Origin of the sequence: Microterricola viridarii (genome assembly GCF_001542775.1) — a bacterium.
Lineage (GTDB): Bacteria > Actinomycetota > Actinomycetes > Actinomycetales > Microbacteriaceae > Microterricola > Microterricola viridarii_A.
On the sequence record NZ_CP014145.1, the window covers coordinates 810,110 to 826,214 of the forward strand.

At 70.2% G+C, this 16,105-nt stretch carries 16 protein-coding genes; 12 read left to right on the top strand and 4 right to left on the bottom strand.

Going from position 1 to position 16,105, the window contains the following annotated elements; translation table 11 throughout:
- Window positions 1-19 precede the first annotated feature (19 nt).
- The 4 genes from AWU67_RS03610 to AWU67_RS03625 all read left to right on the top strand — a co-directional run bounded on the left by AWU67_RS03610 (window position 20) and on the right by AWU67_RS03625 (window position 4,684).
- Window positions 20-1,027 (top strand): hypothetical protein, encoded by a 1,008-nt coding sequence (locus tag AWU67_RS03610; RefSeq protein ID WP_129586625.1) that lies wholly within the window; start codon window positions 20-22, stop codon window positions 1,025-1,027.
- Window positions 1,027-2,652: a hypothetical protein gene (locus AWU67_RS03615; RefSeq protein WP_234407350.1), complete on the top strand. Its 1,626-nt coding sequence runs from the start codon at window positions 1,027-1,029 to the stop codon at window positions 2,650-2,652. Before AWU67_RS03610 ends, AWU67_RS03615 begins: the two co-directional genes overlap by 1 nt.
- Window positions 2,649-3,371 (top strand): ABC transporter ATP-binding protein, encoded by a 723-nt coding sequence (locus AWU67_RS03620; protein WP_067226796.1) that lies wholly within the window; start codon window positions 2,649-2,651, stop codon window positions 3,369-3,371. Before AWU67_RS03615 ends, AWU67_RS03620 begins: the two co-directional genes overlap by 4 nt.
- Before the next feature lie 122 nt (window positions 3,372-3,493).
- On the top strand, window positions 3,494-4,684 hold the full coding sequence (locus AWU67_RS03625; RefSeq protein ID WP_067232063.1) for an ABC transporter permease: 1,191 nt from the start codon (window positions 3,494-3,496) through the stop codon (window positions 4,682-4,684).
- A gap of 261 nt (window positions 4,685-4,945) precedes the next feature.
- Here AWU67_RS03625 and AWU67_RS03630 read toward each other — a convergent pair whose 3' ends face one another.
- The gene (locus AWU67_RS03630; protein ID WP_082716751.1) at window positions 4,946-5,920 is read right to left on the bottom strand and encodes an A/G-specific adenine glycosylase; all 975 of its coding nucleotides are present in this window, start codon (window positions 5,918-5,920) and stop codon (window positions 4,946-4,948) included.
- Window positions 5,921-5,973: 53 nt separating this feature from the next.
- Between AWU67_RS03630 and AWU67_RS03635 the strand changes: the two genes are divergently transcribed.
- Entirely contained in the window at window positions 5,974-6,588 is a 615-nt protein-coding gene (locus tag AWU67_RS03635; RefSeq protein ID WP_067226797.1) for a hypothetical protein, read from the top strand.
- A 646-nt stretch (window positions 6,589-7,234) separates the two neighbouring features.
- On the opposite strand, the gene AWU67_RS03640 is transcribed toward AWU67_RS03635, so the two are convergent.
- Window positions 7,235-8,245, bottom strand: coding sequence for a ketopantoate reductase family protein (locus AWU67_RS03640; RefSeq protein ID WP_067226798.1), 1,011 nt, complete (start codon window positions 8,243-8,245; stop codon window positions 7,235-7,237).
- Between the two features lie 74 nt (window positions 8,246-8,319).
- Here AWU67_RS03640 and truB point away from each other — a divergent pair, with 74 nt between their 5' ends.
- From truB to AWU67_RS03660, 4 genes are read left to right on the top strand one after another with little or no spacing between them, the layout of a single operon-like run.
- The gene (gene truB, locus AWU67_RS03645; RefSeq protein ID WP_067226799.1) at window positions 8,320-9,285 is read left to right on the top strand and encodes a tRNA pseudouridine(55) synthase TruB; all 966 of its coding nucleotides are present in this window, start codon (window positions 8,320-8,322) and stop codon (window positions 9,283-9,285) included.
- Window positions 9,282-9,650 carry a hypothetical protein gene (locus tag AWU67_RS03650; RefSeq protein WP_067226800.1) on the top strand — a complete coding sequence of 123 codons (369 nt, stop codon included), beginning with the start codon at window positions 9,282-9,284 and terminating at the stop codon, window positions 9,648-9,650. Before truB ends, AWU67_RS03650 begins: the two co-directional genes overlap by 4 nt.
- A gap of 21 nt (window positions 9,651-9,671) precedes the next feature.
- The gene (locus tag AWU67_RS03655) at window positions 9,672-10,127 is read left to right on the top strand and encodes a hypothetical protein (RefSeq protein WP_425339197.1); all 456 of its coding nucleotides are present in this window, start codon (window positions 9,672-9,674) and stop codon (window positions 10,125-10,127) included.
- Window positions 10,127-11,056: a bifunctional riboflavin kinase/FAD synthetase gene (locus AWU67_RS03660; protein ID WP_067226802.1), complete on the top strand. Its 930-nt coding sequence runs from the start codon at window positions 10,127-10,129 to the stop codon at window positions 11,054-11,056. Before AWU67_RS03655 ends, AWU67_RS03660 begins: the two co-directional genes overlap by 1 nt.
- A 51-nt stretch (window positions 11,057-11,107) precedes the next feature.
- Here the strand turns inward: AWU67_RS03660 and AWU67_RS03665 are convergent, their stop codons facing one another.
- Complete coding sequence (locus AWU67_RS03665; protein ID WP_067226803.1) at window positions 11,108-11,761, bottom strand: hypothetical protein; 654 nt, start codon at window positions 11,759-11,761, stop codon at window positions 11,108-11,110.
- Between the two features lie 23 nt (window positions 11,762-11,784).
- Between AWU67_RS03665 and AWU67_RS03670 the strand changes: the two genes are divergently transcribed.
- Window positions 11,785-13,002 carry a CynX/NimT family MFS transporter gene (locus tag AWU67_RS03670; RefSeq protein WP_067226804.1) on the top strand — a complete coding sequence of 406 codons (1,218 nt, stop codon included), beginning with the start codon at window positions 11,785-11,787 and terminating at the stop codon, window positions 13,000-13,002.
- A 20-nt stretch (window positions 13,003-13,022) separates the two neighbouring features.
- Here AWU67_RS03670 and AWU67_RS03675 read toward each other — a convergent pair whose 3' ends face one another.
- Complete coding sequence (locus AWU67_RS03675; protein ID WP_067232068.1) at window positions 13,023-13,982, bottom strand: ROK family protein; 960 nt, start codon at window positions 13,980-13,982, stop codon at window positions 13,023-13,025.
- A 117-nt stretch (window positions 13,983-14,099) separates the two neighbouring features.
- On the opposite strand from AWU67_RS03675, the gene AWU67_RS03680 reads away from it, so the two are divergent.
- Window positions 14,100-15,044 carry a sugar-binding transcriptional regulator gene (locus tag AWU67_RS03680; RefSeq protein WP_067226805.1) on the top strand — a complete coding sequence of 315 codons (945 nt, stop codon included), beginning with the start codon at window positions 14,100-14,102 and terminating at the stop codon, window positions 15,042-15,044.
- A gap of 66 nt (window positions 15,045-15,110) precedes the next feature.
- Window positions 15,111-16,100 (top strand): deoxyribose-phosphate aldolase, encoded by a 990-nt coding sequence (deoC, locus tag AWU67_RS03685; protein ID WP_425339198.1) that lies wholly within the window; start codon window positions 15,111-15,113, stop codon window positions 16,098-16,100.
- Window positions 16,101-16,105 lie beyond the last annotated feature (5 nt).

Genomic DNA, 16,105 nt, shown 5'->3' on the forward strand with positions numbered 1-16,105 from the left:
ACACGAGTTGGGGGTCACCGTGCGCACTGGCACTTCTTTGTCCGTTGTCGGCCTGGCGGTTGCCGCCGCAATCGCGTTGAGCGGTTGTTCGAGCGCGGGCGGAGGCGGCGGGGGTGAGCTCAAATGGGAAGACAGCCCGATCAGCAAGTACACGTCTGCGCTCTGGGGCGAGGTGGACCAGGCCGCGATGGACGCGCAACAGGCGGAGATCGAGAAGCTCGTCGCCGCCTGCATGAAGGACGAGGGATTCGAGTACACGCCGAACACGAACAACGGCGGCATGATGATCTCCTCGGGCACCGACATGGAGGAGCGCGACACCGAGGAGTGGGTGGCCAGCAACGGCTACGGCATGGTGCAGACCCAGGAGGAGATGGAAGCCCAGCAAGGGGAAGCTGAGGAGTACGTCGATCCCAACCAGGACTACCTCGCCACCCTGTCAGAGACAGAGGTGAGCGCCTTCTACGAGACTCTGCACGGCCCCGGTCCCACCGAGGAAGAGATGGCCGCGATGGAGGAGGGCGAGGGCTACGAGTACAACTGGGAGACCAGCGGATGCTACGGAGCCGCCCAGCACGAGACGCAGGGCGAAGGCCAGGAGGCCTACTCCGACCCCGACTACAAAGCGCTGTTCGACAAGATGAACACCGTCTACACGTCCGCGCAGACCGACCCCAAGATCAAGGAGCTTGACCGTTCCTGGGCGAGCTGCATGGCGGATGCCGGCTTCGCGGACTTCAAGGCCAAGCAGGACAGCTTCACACTGATCTCCGATGCGCAGAACGCCATCTACGAGTCGATGGAGTACGACCCGGAGACCGGGCAGCCGATCGGCGACAGCAAGGACGCCTTCGCCGAGCTCAAGCAGCAGGAGATCGACGTCGCTCTGGCCGACTTCCGCTGCTCCAAGAAGCTGAACTACGCGCAGGAGAGCATGAAGGTGCAGTTCGCGCTGGAGACCCAGTTCGTCGAGGACAACAAGGCAGAGCTCGACGCGATGCTCGCCGAGTACGCGACGAAGAAGTAATGAGCAGGCGCAGCAGCGAGCCGGACGAGTTCGCAGACCTTTTGGACCCCGTCTCGCCCGACGCGGGAAGCACCGCTGACCCCGAGCCGGAGAAGCCGGCGCGCGCCGACCCGGCCGTGTCCGGGTGGCGTCGTGTGCTGCATGGCAACCGCGCGCTCTGGGTGCTGGCCGCCGTTGCGGTCGTCTCGCTCGTCGCCGGTGTAGCGCTGAGCGCCGTGATCGTCTCGCCCGGCCAGGCCGCGGCCGACGCCAAGCCGCCGGAGCCCGGACTCATCACGGTGCCCGTCGAGCTGCGCTCGCTCTCCAACGACGTCACCCTGCGCGGCGACGTGAAGTACGCCGACTCCGTTGAGGTGGCGTTGGAATCCGGCGACCGCAGCGGCCCAGCCGTCGTCACCGGCCGCGTGCCAGAGGCCGGGGCGACCCTGGAGCCAGGGGCCGTCGCCCTCGAGGTCGCCGGCCGCCCCGTCATCGTGCTGCCGGGGGAGCTGCCCGTCTACCGCAGCCTGCGCCTCGGACTGGCCGGCCCCGACGTCACCCAGCTGAAGGACGCGCTGCGCTCTGTCGGCATCGACCCGGGCGACTCGAACAGCTTCGACGCGGCCACCGCGGCCGCGGTCGGCGAACTCTACGCCCGTGTCGGCTACCCGGCTCCGGAGCCCGCTGAGGGCAGCGCGGCTGCCGTGCGCGGCGCCCGCGACGGCGTCCGCTCCGCTGAGGAGGGGCTGGCCAGTGCACAGCGCGCCCTTGACACGGCAGCTTCGGGCGCGACCGAAGCGGTGCGGATCCAGCTCGACAACCGAGTGCGCAACGCGGAGCTGGCGCTCAATGCCGCGAAGAACCCGCCGGCAGTTCCGGCCGAGGACCCGACGAAGCCAGCGGTGCCCGGCAAGATCGACCCTCAGGTCGTTGCCGCGGCAGAAGGCGACCTGCGCCTCGCGATCGCCGAGCGCTCTGCGGGCCTGGCCGCGCCCGACACGAGCGGCGAGAACTCAGCCATCGGCTTCGCCCAGCGCGCCCTCGATGACGCCCGGCTGGCGTTGCAGGCGGCAGAAGACGGCACCCTCACCTTCCTGCCATCCAGCGAGGTGATCTACCTGGCCGGGCTGCCGCGCCGGGTCGACGAGGTGATGGCCAAGCGCGGCACGGTCGCCCAGGGCGCCGTGATGCGCGTCTCCGGCGCCGAACTGGTGCTGGCGGCATCCGCGGCCGAGAGCGACGCGAAACTGTTGAAGGTTGGCGACCAGGCAACCGTCACGCTCGACGACGCCACTCTGGGCGCGATCGTGAAGTCGGTCGAGCCCCGCAAGGCGACGGGCAAGGAGGCGGGTGCGCGTTACGACGTGACCCTCGCCCTGGTCGACCCGACGCCGGAGCAGGTGCAGGCGATGCAGGGGCAAAACGTGCGCATCGCGATCCCGATCGGGGCGACGGCCGGCGAGGTGCTGGCCGTTCCGGCGGCGGCGCTGACGGCGGGAGCCGGCGGTGAGTCGCGCGTCGAGGTCTACGTGCCCGGCGAGAAGGACACCCGGCTGGTGCCGGTGGAGACCGGGCTCGCCGCCGAGGGATTTGTCGAGATCACCGGCGACATCGAGGAGGGCGAGCAGGTCGTGGTCGGCCGATGACCGATCCCGCCACGTCCGTGTTGAGCACCGCGCCCTCCGGGCCTGCCGAGACCGTCGTCGAGCTCATCGACGTCACCCGGTCGTTCCCCGGCCCGCCGGAGGTACAGGCGCTCAAGGGCGTAAACCTGGCGATCAACCGCGGCGACTACCTGTCGATCGTCGGGCCGAGCGGCTCAGGCAAGTCGACGCTGCTCAACGTGCTCGGCCTGCTGGATCGGCCGAGCGTCGGGGAGTTCCTGCTCGACGACGTGCGCACCGGTTCGCTCAGCGAGGAGGAGCGGGCGGCTCTGCGCGGGCGCAGCATTGGCTTCGTCTTCCAGTCCTTCCACCTGCTGCCGCGGCGCACGGTGCTCGACAACGTGCTCATCTCCACCCTGTACAGCGGGGTGCCCCGGGCCGAGCGGATGCCGCGCGCCCTGGCCGCCCTGGAACGGGTGGGCCTCGGCCACCGCATCGGCTTCCTGCCGACGACGCTCTCCGGCGGTGAGCGGCAGCGCGTCGCCATCGCCCGTGCCGTCATCGCCCAGCCGCGGCTGCTGCTCGCCGACGAGCCGACCGGAAACCTGGACGCGCAGACCTCCCGCGAGGTGATGGATCTGTTCGAGGAGCTCAACGCCGACGGGCTGACGCTCGTGGTGATCACCCACGACAACGCGGTCGCCGAGCGTGCCAGCCGCGGCATCCGCATCGATGATGGTCGAGTGAGCGTGCTCCGATGACGACTGATCCGCCCAAGAAGATCAACTTCAACTGGCTGAAGAAGCCGTTCACACGCACAGCCCGCGCGCCGCGCCCCGTGAACCCGGTGAAACGAGCCGACCGGTTCACCGTGCAAGACCTCATGGTCGAGGCCAGCCACGGCATCGGCGGCCACACCGGGCGCCTCGTGATGACCACGATGGGCACCGTGCTCGGCATCGCCTCGCTCGTGGTGACGATCGGTTTCGCCCAGACGGCGGCCGGGCAGATCGCCCGCCAGTTCGACTCCGTCTCGGCCACCCAGGTGTTGGTGAAGCCGGGTCAGGCCGGCAACATGTTCGGTGGTGGCAAGCCGAAGACGACGCTGCCCTGGGACGCGCCGGAACGGGTGGAACGACTGGCCGGCGTCGAGAAGGCCGGCCTGGTCGGCCCCGTCGACGCTGCGGGGCAGCAGATCACCGCCGTGCCCGTCAACGACCCATCCGCGGCGCAGAGCGCAGGGCCGGCGTTGCTGGCCGGCTCGGCAGGGCTGCTCGACGCGGTGCGCGGCAACGTGGTGACTGGCCGTTTCTTCGATGCCGGCCATGATGCGCGCGCCGACCGCGTCGTCGTGCTCGGCACGCGTGCCGCTGAGGAGCTCGGTGTGAATCGGGTCGACCGGCAGCCGGCGATCTTCATTGGGGAACGCGCCTACACGGTGATCGGCATCATCGACGGTGTGCAGCGGCGAACAGACATGCTGGATGCCGTCATCCTGCCGCTCGGCACAGCCAAGGCCGACTTCGGCATGGGGGCGGCCGAGGAGCTGCACGTGCGCATCGCCATCGGCGCCGGCGGCGTCGTCGGCAAGCAGGCGCCGATCGCCCTGGACCCGAACACGCCGGACAACTTCGACGTCGTCGCCCCGCAGTCCGGCTCCGAGCTGCAGGAGAGCGTACAGGCCGACGTCAACATCGTGTTCCTGGTGCTCGGTTTGATCGCGCTGCTGGCGGGCGGCCTCGGCATCGCCAACGTCACGTTGCTCTCGGTGTCTGAGCGGGTCGGCGAGATCGGCCTGCGCCGCGCACTCGGCGCCACCCGGCGTGAGATTCGGGCGCAGTTCACCGTGGAATCGGTCGTGATCGGCCTGCTCGGCGGGCTGATCGGTGCCGCTCTCGGCGTCTTCGCCGTGGTCGGGGTGTCGCTCGTGCAACAGTGGACGCCGATCATCGACCTTCCGATGGTGCTGGGCTGCGCCGTGCTCGGCGCCGTCGTCGGCCTGGTCGCCGGGGCCTACCCGGCGGCGAAGGCCAGCAAGATCGAGCCGATCTCGGCCCTCCGCCAGGGCGTGTAGCGGCGCCTCTCACCCGCCACCCGTTGGCTCGAGGGAGCTCGCTCGGGGCGCCCGTTTCCCCCGTTGGCTCGAGGGAGCTTGCGACCGAAGCCAAGCTCCCTCTAAACCCGCTGGTCAGCCCCCTCCCGCTGGTCGAGTAGGCCCGCCAGGGCCGCCCTTCCCGCTGGTCGAGTAGGCCCGCCAGGGCCGCCCTTCCCGTTGGTCGAGTAGGCCCGCCAGGGCCGTATCGAGACCCGGTTTCCAACCGGAAACCGAGCCCCCCTACCCGTGCGGCAGCGTGTACCCGCCCTGCGCGGATGCCACGGCCAGCCCGTCGGCGAGCAGCCCGTCCAGCGCACGCGTGCGCTGGACGGCATCCGGCCACAGCGTCTCGATCTCGGCGGTCGTCACCGGCTTGTGGGCGGCCCGCAGCTCCTTCATGATCAAGCCGCGCACCTGGCGGTCCGAGCCCTCGTACTTCTTTTGCACGGCCTTCACCGGGCCGAGGTAGGCGGGGGAGCCGTCGGCCAGCCAGGCGCAGCGCGCGCTGACCGGGCACTGCCCGCAGCGCGGTGACTTCGCCACGCAGATGAGCGCGCCGAGCTCCATGATCCCGGCGTTGAAGTCGTGGGCGTCGGTGTCGCTCTCGGGCAGCAACGCCTCCATCGCGGCCAGGTCGCGGCCCCGGCTGGGCGGGGCTGGCTCCGCCTGACCCTGCACGGCCCGGGCGATGACCCGCCGGGTGTTGGTGTCGACGACGGGATGCCGCTTGCCGTAGGCGAAGGCGGCAACGGCGCGGGCCGTGTAGTCGCCGACGCCTTTCAGCGCCAGCAGGTCGTCGACGTCATCCGGAACAACGCCGGCGTGCCGCTCGGTGATCTGCACCGCCGCCTCGTGCAGCCAGAGCGCCCGGCGCGGGTAGCCGAGGCTGGACCAGGCGCGCAGCGCCTCGGCCGGGGGAGAATCGGCGAGGTCGGCCGGCGTCGGCCAGCGCTCCAGCCAGGCCTCCAAGTGTGGGATCACGCGGGAGACGGGCGTCTGCTGCAGCATGAACTCACTGACCAGGGTGCCCCAGGCGCTGAAACCGGGCTCCCGCCAGGGCAGCGTGCGGCCGTTCTCGTGGAACCAGGCGATGATGTCGGAGGCCAGCTCGGTGCTGGGGTTCCCGTTGGTGCGGGGATCCCTGTCGGTGCTGGGGTTCCTGTCGGTGCTGGGGCCCCTGTCGGTGCGGGGCGGGGTGGCGGTGCGCGTGCTCATCAGCTCCAGCGTAGGCGGCCCAGATGGGGGCGCGCGCGGCGTAGGCTTCGATCATGGAACTGGTTCTCACCCCGCGCGTGCGTTTCCTTCGCGCTCTCGGCGACGAGATCATGCACAACTACGGGCACGGCCGCACGATCGTCGCGATCGACGGCGCGCTGCAGAGCGGCAAGACCGCCTTCGGCGACGACTTGGCCGCCGTGCTCACCGAGCGCGGGCACCCGGTGTTCCGGGCGAGCCTGGAGTGGTTCCACCGCTCCCGCGAGGAACAGGCGAAGTACGGCGAGGACACCCCTGAGCGCTACTACAACTACGGATTCGACTACTCGCTGCTGCGTCGGGTGCTCGTCGGGCCGTTCAAGATGGGCGGCAGCACGGGGTTCGTGACGAAGGCCTTCGACCCGAAGCGCGGTATCCAGGTGTTGCCGAAGTGGCTGACCGGTCCGATCGACGCGACGCTGATCATCGACGGCCGGTTTATCAACAGGCCGGAGCTGCGCGGGCTCTGGAACTACAGCATCTTCCTCGACAGTGAGCCGCTGGACGGGCCGGACGGCGACGCCGACCGGATCTACTTCAAGGAGGCGAACCCGCGCGGTCAGGCCTCCGCCATCGTCGACAACTCGACCCCGTCGACCCCGCGTCGCGTCTTCGCCGACAGCTGCTGAGCTGCCCGCCTGTTGGCTTCGGTCGCTGGCGCTCCCTCGAGCCAACGTGAATAGGCACGTCGGCTGGAGGGCGCCGCGCCGTTCTCCGCACGTCGGCTGGAGGGCGCCGCGCCGCGACGAAGGAGCAGCGCAGCGCCCGAAGCCCTGAGCGGCTCCGTGGAAATGGTCGGCTGCGGCATCTGCGGGCTGCGGGAGTGGTTGTGTGCTCGGCTACTGCACTCTTGGTGTGTTGGCTTCGGTCGCTGGCGCTCCCTCGAGCCAACGTGAGTATGCACGCCGGCTGCCGTTCTCCGCACGTCGGCTGGAGGGCGCCGCGCCGCGACGAAGGAGCAGCGCAGCGCCCGAAGCCCTGAGCGGCTCCGTGGAAACGGCCGGTTGTGTGCTCGACTACGGCATTCTCAGCGTGTTGGCTTCGGTCGCTGGCGCTCCCTCGAGCCAACGTGAATAGGCACGTCGGCTGGAGGGCGCCGCCGTTCTCCGCACGTCGGCTGGAGGGCGCCGCGCCGCGACGAAGGAGCAGCGCAGCGCCCGAAGCCCTGAGCGGCTCCGTGGAAACGGCCAGCTGTGTGCCCGACTACTGCGGTCTCGGTGTGTTGGCTTCGGTCGCTGGCGCTCCCTCGAGCCAACGTGGGTATGCGCGGACGGCTCAGGCCGCGGCCGCGATGCGGGCGAGGGCGCGCTCGGGGGAGAGGAACTCGCCGCTCTGCTCCACCTCGTGCACGAGCGCGGTGATGGCGGCGTTCACGGGGGTGCGGATGCCGGCGGCCGCGCCCTCCCGCACGATGGCGCCGTTCAGGAAATCGATCTCACTCGGCTGGCCGCGGCGCAGGCTCTGCTGGGTCGAGCCCAGGTTCGGCACGTTGCCCATGCGCCACTTCATCGACAACGGCAACACCTGCCCGAGCGCGATCGGCATCTGGGAGAAGAAGCGCAGCCGGGCGTTGCCGAGCCCCTGCAGCGCGCCGAAGCGCACGCCCTTCGCGATGCCGACCATGACAGCCTCGCGCATGCTGCGGGTCATCGCCAGGCGTAGGCCGCGGTGCGCGACGACCTGCTGCACCGTCAGGCCGGTGATTGCAGGCAGGCCGTTCAGCATGTTCACGATGAGCTTGGTCCACTGCGCGCCGACGAAGTTGTCCTGCGCGATGACGGGCACGGCGGCAGAGAGCATGCCCTGCCAGTGTCGCGTCGCGGCATCCGCCGGCCCGGAACCACGCCCCAGATAGCTGGGAGCGGCCGTCGTGATGCGCACCTCGCCCGGCGTTGTGTAGTTGGCGGCGATGATCGCGAGCAACCCGAAGCAGTCGGACGCGGGCAGCAGGCGTTCCGCCATGGCCACCCCGTCGAGCCCGTTCTGCACGACGATGACGGGCACGCCGTCGAGCCCGCCCGGAACACCCATGTTCTGCCGCAGCGCCGCCTCGGCATCCTGTGCCTTGGTGCAGAGCAGCAGCAGCTCCGGCCGCGCGCTCACCGTCTCTGATGCCGTCACCAGCGCCGTGGACTCGCCGAAACCGCCGCTCAACCTGATGCCGCGCGCACGGATCGCCTTCAGCTGTGCGCCGCGCGCCGTCACCTCGACCTCGTGGCCGGCCCGGCTGAGCAGGGCAGCGAATGTTCCGCCCAGGGCGCCAGCCCCGATGACCGCAATTCTCATGCTTCGAGCGTACGGCCTGATGAGGGCCCAGCCGGCTGAAAGAAGTGGCCGCGCGCCGATGTTAGCCTTGCACTGTGAGCAGCAGCGGCATTCTTCTTGTTGACAAGCCGCAGGGCTGGACCAGTCACGACGCGGTAGCCAGGACCAGGCGTCTGGCCGGCACCCGCAAGGTCGGCCACGCCGGCACCCTCGACCCGATGGCGACGGGCCTGCTCGTGCTCGGCATCGAGAGCTCCACGCGCCTGCTCACCTACGTGGTCGGGCTCGACAAGGAGTACTTCGCGACCATCCGGCTCGGCGCTGCCAGCACCACGGATGACGCAGAGGGCGAGCTGATCGGCGACGTGCCCGCCCCGGGCACCACCGACATCGACCCCGCCAGGATCACGGCAGGCATCGCCGCACTCACCGGCGACATCGAACAGGTTCCGAGTTCGGTCAGCGCCATCAAAGTCGACGGCAAGCGGGCCTACGCCCTCGTCCGCTCCGGCGAAGAGGTCGTGCTGAAATCCCGCGCCGTCACCGTCTCTGCCTTCGAACTTCTCGGCAGCACCGTCGTCGACGGCTACCTCGACCTCGCCGTGCGCGTCGAATGCTCTTCCGGCACCTACATCCGCGCTCTGGCCCGCGACCTGGGCGCCGAACTCGGCGTCGGCGGCCACCTGACCGCGCTCCGCCGCACCCGCATCGGGCCCTTCCTGGTGACGGATGCCGGCGAGCTGGACTCGCTCGACGTCGCCAGCTCCCTGATCCCACCGGCCGACGCCGCCTCCGCCCTGTTCCCGCGGCTCGAACTCGACGCACAGCAGGCCATCGACCTCGGCCACGGCAAGCGCATCGAACTAAGCGCGGCGCAGCGCGAAGCAGCCGACCCGCAGGCGCTGCGTTCCGCGATCGCCCCGGGCGGCCGCCTCGTCGGCCTGCTGGAGGTGCGCGGCAAGAGCGGCAAGTCCGTCGTCAACTTCCCGACGGATGCCCCGGCACCCGCCACATCGCAGGATGCACCCGCATCCGCAACAGCGCAGGAGCCCGAGGCATGATCGACTGGTTCACCTATCTGCAGATTGCCGTGGCCGTGCTGGCCGGTCTGCTGGCCATCGTTCGCGGGCTCGCCGGGCGCACCCCGAGTGATCTGGTGCTCGGCGCCCTCGGCATCGTCGAACTGCTGCTGGTCGTGCAGATCGTGCTCGCGATCGTGGCCCCGCTCACCGGGAACGACCCGAGCGGCAGCGCACTCGAATTCTGGGTGTACCTGATCTCCGCCGCCCTGCTTCCGATCGCCGCCGGCTTCTGGGCGCTGATCGAGCGCAGCAAGTGGAGCACCGTGATCCTGGGTGTCGCCTCCCTCTCCGTGGCGGTCATGCTCTACCGCATGCTGCAGATCTGGACGGTGCAGGGCGCGTAGGCGCTCCGCACTCCTGCGATAATCAATGACTGTGACCGTTCAGCCTTCCCCCGCCCGCGAGCCGGCCGCTCGAGCGGCGTCGGTCGTCTCCTCATCGTCGTCTACGCCGTTCTCGCCCTCGGCGCGACGGGGCGTTCCGTGGTGCAGATCATTGAGCGTTTCGACACCGCGCCCTTCGCCTTCACGCTCTCTGCGATCGCCGCCGCCATCTACATCGTGGCGACCGTCGCCCTGATCGCCCCCGGACCGGTGTGGAACCGGGTCGCCTGGATTGCGATCGGAGTCGAGGCCGCCGGTGTGCTCATCGTCGGAGCGCTCAGCCTGGCCATGCCGGAGCTGTTCCCCGAGACGACCGTGTGGTCGTTCTTCGGCATGGGCTACCTCTTCATCCCGCTGGTGCTGCCCTGGCTCGGCCTCTGGTGGCTGGCCAAGACGCGCACGGCGGAGCGAGTCGCCGCCGCATCCGAGGCCGCCTGATGCGCATCTTCTCCGGAATCGAGGAGGTGCCGGCCGACTGGCCGCGCTCGGCCGTGAGCATCGGCAAGTTCGACGGCGTGCATGCCGGGCACCGTGCGCTCATCGACGCGATGCTGCGCCGGGCGGATGCCGAGGCGCTCGCCTCGGTCGCTGTCACCTTCGACCGAAACCCGCTCGAGTTCCTCGCCCCGGAGAAATGCCCGAAGGCGCTGGTGAGTACCCGGCAGAAGCTGGACCTTCTGGGAGAGACCGGCGTGGACGCCACCGTCGTGCTCGCCTTTGACGAGGCGCTGGCGCAGCAGAGCCCGGAGGATTTCATCCGGCTGATCCTGGTCGACGCCCTGCACGCCGCACACGTGCTGATCGGCCGCGACTTCCGCTTCGGCGCCAAGGGGGCCGGCGACGCCGCCCTGCTGCGGACGCTCGGCCCCGAGCTCGGTTTCACCGTCGAGGTCATCGACGATGTGCACCCGGACGGTGAGCGGCGCATCTCGTCCACCTGGATTCGCGAACTGCTGGCTGACGGTGACGTCGCCGGGGCTGGCCGCCTGCTCGGACACATCCCGACGGTGCGCGGCGAGGTCGTGCACGGTGCGGCACGCGGGCGCGAGCTCGGCTTCCCGACGGCGAACCTCTCCCCGGACTCCGAGGGCCTGGTGCCAGCCGACGGCGTGTACGCCGGCTGGCTGGTCGACGGCGACGTGCGCTACCCGGCGGCCATCTCGGTCGGCAACAACCCGACCTTTGAGGGCGTTCCGCAGAAGCAGGTCGAGGCATACGTCATCGACGAGGAGCTCGACCTCTACGGCCACGACGTCAAGGTGGAGTTCGCCGCGCGGATCCGCGGCATGGTGGCGTTCACCGGCATCGAGCCGCTGATCGCGCAGATGGCCGACGACGTCGTGCAGGCCAAGGCGCTCCTGGCCTGACCCAGCCTGGCCTGACCCAGCCTGTCATAACCCAGCCTGTCAAGACTCAGCTCAGCTGCCGGGCAGTCGCGTTCCGCGCCCGAACAGGAAGCGCAGGATCGTCTCGGCGTCTGACTCTCTGACGGTGCCGCGCCCCACGCTCCAGTCCGCGTCCGCCGCGTATAGCCGGCTCCCGCGCACGGCGGCGCGCACCGCGTACGGCGCGCGCTGCACCTGGTAGAGTGCCACGGCACCCGAGGTGAGCGGGGCAATTCCGCTCGCTGCGCCCTCCGCTGCGGAAATGTCGATTGCCGCGCAGACGGCGGCGGCCAGATCGCCGATGCGGGCCGGCTGCGTCGCCGGCTGGTCGGCCAGAGCCTTCAGCTCCGCAATTGCGCCGGCTGTTGTGCGTTCCGCGCTCGCCCGCACACGCTGTTCGAGGGCCTGGGCCGGGCGCAGCGGATGCCGTGGCAGCTCGCCCCAGAGGGCGGAGCGCCGTTCCCGCGCCGGCGTCCGCAAGCGCCAGAGCAGAAGCGCGGCCGACTCGGCCGGGCTCCAGCCGGGGCAGCCGCCCGCAGCGGCCCAGCGCTCGGCCGGCATCCGCTCGAGCATGCCGGCGATGCGGTGCAGCACGAGGGCCAACGCCCCGCTCCAGTCGCCGTCGACGGCGGAATCGTCGCCGCGCTGGCCCTGACTCAGGGGGAGGTGTTTGGCCAGGTCGCTCATGCCAGCAAGCCTAGACTTCAGAGGTGCCTGATCAAACCGCCCGCCCGCTCTGGGCGGGGCGTACCCTCGCGCTGCTCGGCATCCTGCTCGTCGCGTTGAACCTGCGCACCGCCGTCGCTGCCTTCTCGCCGATCGCCGGCCAGATCGCGGCCGACATCCCGCTGTCCCCGGCCGTGCTCGGCGTGCTCGGCATGCTGCCGCCGGTGTGCTTCGCGCTGTTCGGCATCCTGACGCCCGTCTTCACCCGCCGGTTCGGTCTGGAGCGAGTGCTCATCGTCGCGCTGCTGGCGATCGTGCTCGGGCAGGCGCTGCGCGGATTCTCTGTGTCGCTGCCGATGTTGCTGCTCGGCAGCGCCGTCACGTTCGCCGGCTTCGGCGTCGGCAACGTGCTGCTGCCGCCGCTGGTCAAGAAGTACTTCCCCGACCGCATCGGGCTGATGACCACCCTCTACGCCACGGCGTTGTCGGTGAGCACGTTCCTGCCCCCGCTGCTGGCCGTTCCGGTGGCGGATGCCGCAGGCTGGCACTTCTCGCTCGGAATGTGGGCCGTGTTCGGCGTGATCGCGCTGGTGCCCTGGCTCACCCTCACGATCGGTCACCGCCCAGACACGTCTGAGCTGCCGGAGGAGGCGCGGCCGCAGCTGCTGGTACGGGTCTGGCGCTCCAGCATCGGCTGGTCTCTCGCCATCGTGTTCGCCGTGTCGTCGCTGAACGCCTACGCGATGTTCGCCTGGCTGCCAGCCCTGCTCGTCGAGAGTGCCGGGCTGACCCCGGCCCAGGCGGGCACGATGCTCTCGCTGTACGCCGCGATGGGCCTGCCCGCTTCGCTGGTGATCCCGCTGCTGGCCGCCCGGCTGCGCCACGTCGGCATCCTGGTCTACCTGGGCGTCGCGTTCTTCATCGTCGGCTACCTCGGCCTGCTGCTCGTGCCCAGCCAGGCCACCTGGCTCTGGGTCGCGCTGGCCGGATGCGGTCCGCTGATCTTCCCGCTCTCGCTCGCCCTGATCAACCTGCGCACCCGCACCCACGAGGGCGCCGTCGCGCTCAGCGGCTTCGTGCAGGGCGCCGGGTACACGATCGGCGCGTTCGGGCCGCTGCTGGTCGCCCTGCTGCACGACATGACCGGCGGCTGGACGGTTCCGCTTCTGGTGCTGATCGGCTCGGCCGTGGTGTGCGCGTTCGCCGGTTCCATCGTCGCCCGGCCGCACATGCTCGAAGACGGGCACGCCGCACGCCGCTGAATCCGCTGCCGAGGCGAGAGCTAGCCGACCATCTCCGCGCGGTGGATCAGCGCGGCCGCGCCGATCAGCGGGCCCTCGCCGGAGAGCGCCGATGGCACGATCTGCAGCCGGGTGACGTACCCGAACGTCGCACGCTCGGCCACGGCGGCGCGGGCGTGCTCGAACAGGAGCGGGCTGACATGCGAGAAGCCGCCGCCGATCGCGACCACGTCGAGGTCGACCAGGCTGGCTGCCGAGGCGATCGCCCGCCCGATGGCGCGGCCGGAGCGCTCCACGGCGCGCAGGGCGACCGGGTCACCGGCCGCGACGGCCGCGGCGAGCTGCTCGCCGGTGTCGCCCACCCAACCCTGCCCGTTCGCCCAGGCGACGGTGCGGGGGCCGGATGCGACGGCCTCGAGGCAGCCGCTGCCGCCGCACGGGCAGGCATCCTCGTGCCCGCCGACCTCGAGGTGGCCGACGTGTCCGGCGTTGCCGGTGGGGCCGGGCACGGTGCGGCCGCCGAGGATGAGCCCGCCGCCGACGCCGGTGGAGACGATCATGCCCAGCACGTTGTCGTGCCCAGACGCCGCGCCCACCCAGTGCTCGGCGAGCGTGATGCAGAGGCCGTCCAGGCGCAGGGTGACGGGGATGCCGGGAACGACGGGGTGCACGATGTCGGCGACGAGGGCGCTGAGCGGGTAGTCGTCCCAGACCGGCATGTTCAGCGGCGAGACCCGAGCCTCGGCAAGGTTGACCGGGCCGGCCGCGCCGATGCCGACGCCCAGCACGGAGGCGGGGGAGACGGCGGCATCCGGGCCGATCAGGGCCAGCACGCCGTCGAGAACTGTGCGCACGCTGTCGGCCAATTGCTCGGCGCTGCGCTCGCGCCCGGTTGGTGCGCGGTGGCGGCTGCCGGCGAGCACGGCGCCGTGCCCGTCGACCAGGGCAGCCTCGACCTTGGTGCCGCCGATGTCGAGCGCGATAGCGAAGAGTTCAGACATGGCTTCGAGCATAGAGTGCGCACACTCGCCGCCCCTTCTGCTCATATGAGCAGAGAGGGCTACGAGTGTTGATTGTGTGGACGGGCGCGCCTACTCTGGAGGAAAGGAAGGCGGACCATGGTCGAGAGCGACGAACTGCTGTCGATCCGCGCTGCGGAGCTCTACTACGAAGAGAACAAGACGCAGGACGAGATCGGATCGATACTGCGGCTGACGAGGTGGAAGGTCGGGCGGTTGCTCGCCCAGGCCAAGGCGAACGGCTTCATCCGCATCGAGATCGTTCACCCGCGGGCCCGCCGCCTGCCAATCGAGCGCCAGCTCCGCGAGCACCTGGGTCTGAAAGACGCCATCGTCGTCTCGGCCGCCGGCATCACCGGCGATGACGAGCTGCAGTCGCGCACCGCCCAGGCCGCCGCCGACTACCTCACCTCGCTGCGCCCGATCCCGCGCACCCTCGGCCTCAGCTGGGGCCGCACCATGCACGATGTCTCCATGCACCTCAAGCAGGGCTGGGCGCCCGGCGTCAACGTCGTGCAGATCAACGGCGGCGTCAGCCTGAACAAACGCGCGGGAACGGCGGCGACCACCGCCGTCACCATTGCCAGCAAGGCGGGCGGCCAGGCGACACTGTTGCCGAGCCCCGCCATCCTGGAGCGCATCGAGACCAAGCGGGCCATCGAGTCTGACCGCTCCGTCGCCGCCGTGCTCGAGATGGCCGGAACGGCCAACGCCTACCTGTTCAGCGCCGGCGCGGCCGATCAGAACTCGGTGCACGTCGACAGCGGCTACATCACGGCCGAGAACGTCTCAGACCTCGTGCGCAAGGGGGCCGTCGGCGACGTCATCGGCCGCTACATCGACAGCAACGGCAACATCGTCGACCCGGCGCTCGACGACCGCACCGTCGGCATCCGGCTCGACGACCTGCGCCGCGCGGCACTCACCATTGCCGTCATCTCCGGCGCCAGCAAGCACGCCGTCGCCGGCGCCGTCGTCAGCAGCGGGCTCTGCACCGTGCTGGTGACCGACGAGGACACGGCCACCGCACTGCTGGCCGGCTAAGCCTCGCCGCCCCACAATTTCCACCACCCGCCCAAACAGTGAGGACACCTCGTGACAGGCACCCAGATCATTCCCACCGAGCGCGCGCTTGCGCTCATCGGTGGCGAGCCCAGTGACGCGAACCTGCGTCGCTATCTGCACGGCATCCCCGGCGTCGACGCGGTCGGCCTGGAGCAGCGCGCAGCCGCCCTCGGCACCCGCTCGATCAAGACCACGTCCAAGGCGTGGGCGCTCGACACCATCATCAAGCTGATCGACCTCACCACGCTCGAGGGTGCAGACACCCCCGGCAAGGTGCGCTCGCTCGTCGCCAAGGCGCTGACACCGGATGCCGGCGACCCGAGCTGCCCGCGGGTGGCCGCGGTCTGCGTCTACGGCGACATGGTTCCCTACGCGGTGGCCGCACTCGGCGCCGCCCACGGCGACCCAGACAAGGGCGGCGTCAGCGTCGCCGCCGTCGCCACCGCGTTCCCGAGCGGCCGGGCATCGCGCTCGATCAAGCTCGAGGACACGGCCGACGCAGTGCGGGCCGGCGCGGACGAGATCGACATGGTCATCGACCGCGGTGCGTTCCTCTCCGGTCGCTACGGCCTCGTCTTCGACGAGATCGTCACCGTCAAAGAGGCGTGCAAGCGCCCGGACGGCAGCTACGCCCACCTCAAGGTGATCCTGGAGACCGGCGAGCTGAACACCTACGACAATGTGCGCCGCGCGTCCTGGCTGGCGATCCTTGCCGGGGCCGACTTCATCAAGACCTCCACCGGCAAGGTGGCCCCGGCGGCGACGCTGCCGGTGACGCTGCTGATGCTCGAGGTCGTTCGTGACTGGTACCGACTCACCGGCGAGAAGATCGGCGTCAAGCCGGCCGGCGGCATCCGCTCGTCCAAGGACGCCATCAAGTACGTGGTGACCGTGGCCGAGACCGTCGGCGAGGAGTGGCTCACGCCGCACCTGTTCCGCTTCGGCGCATCCAGCCTGCTGAACGACGTGCTGTTGCAGCGACAGAAGATGGCGAGCGGTCACTACTCCGGCGCCGACTACGTGACGATCGACTGACCCCG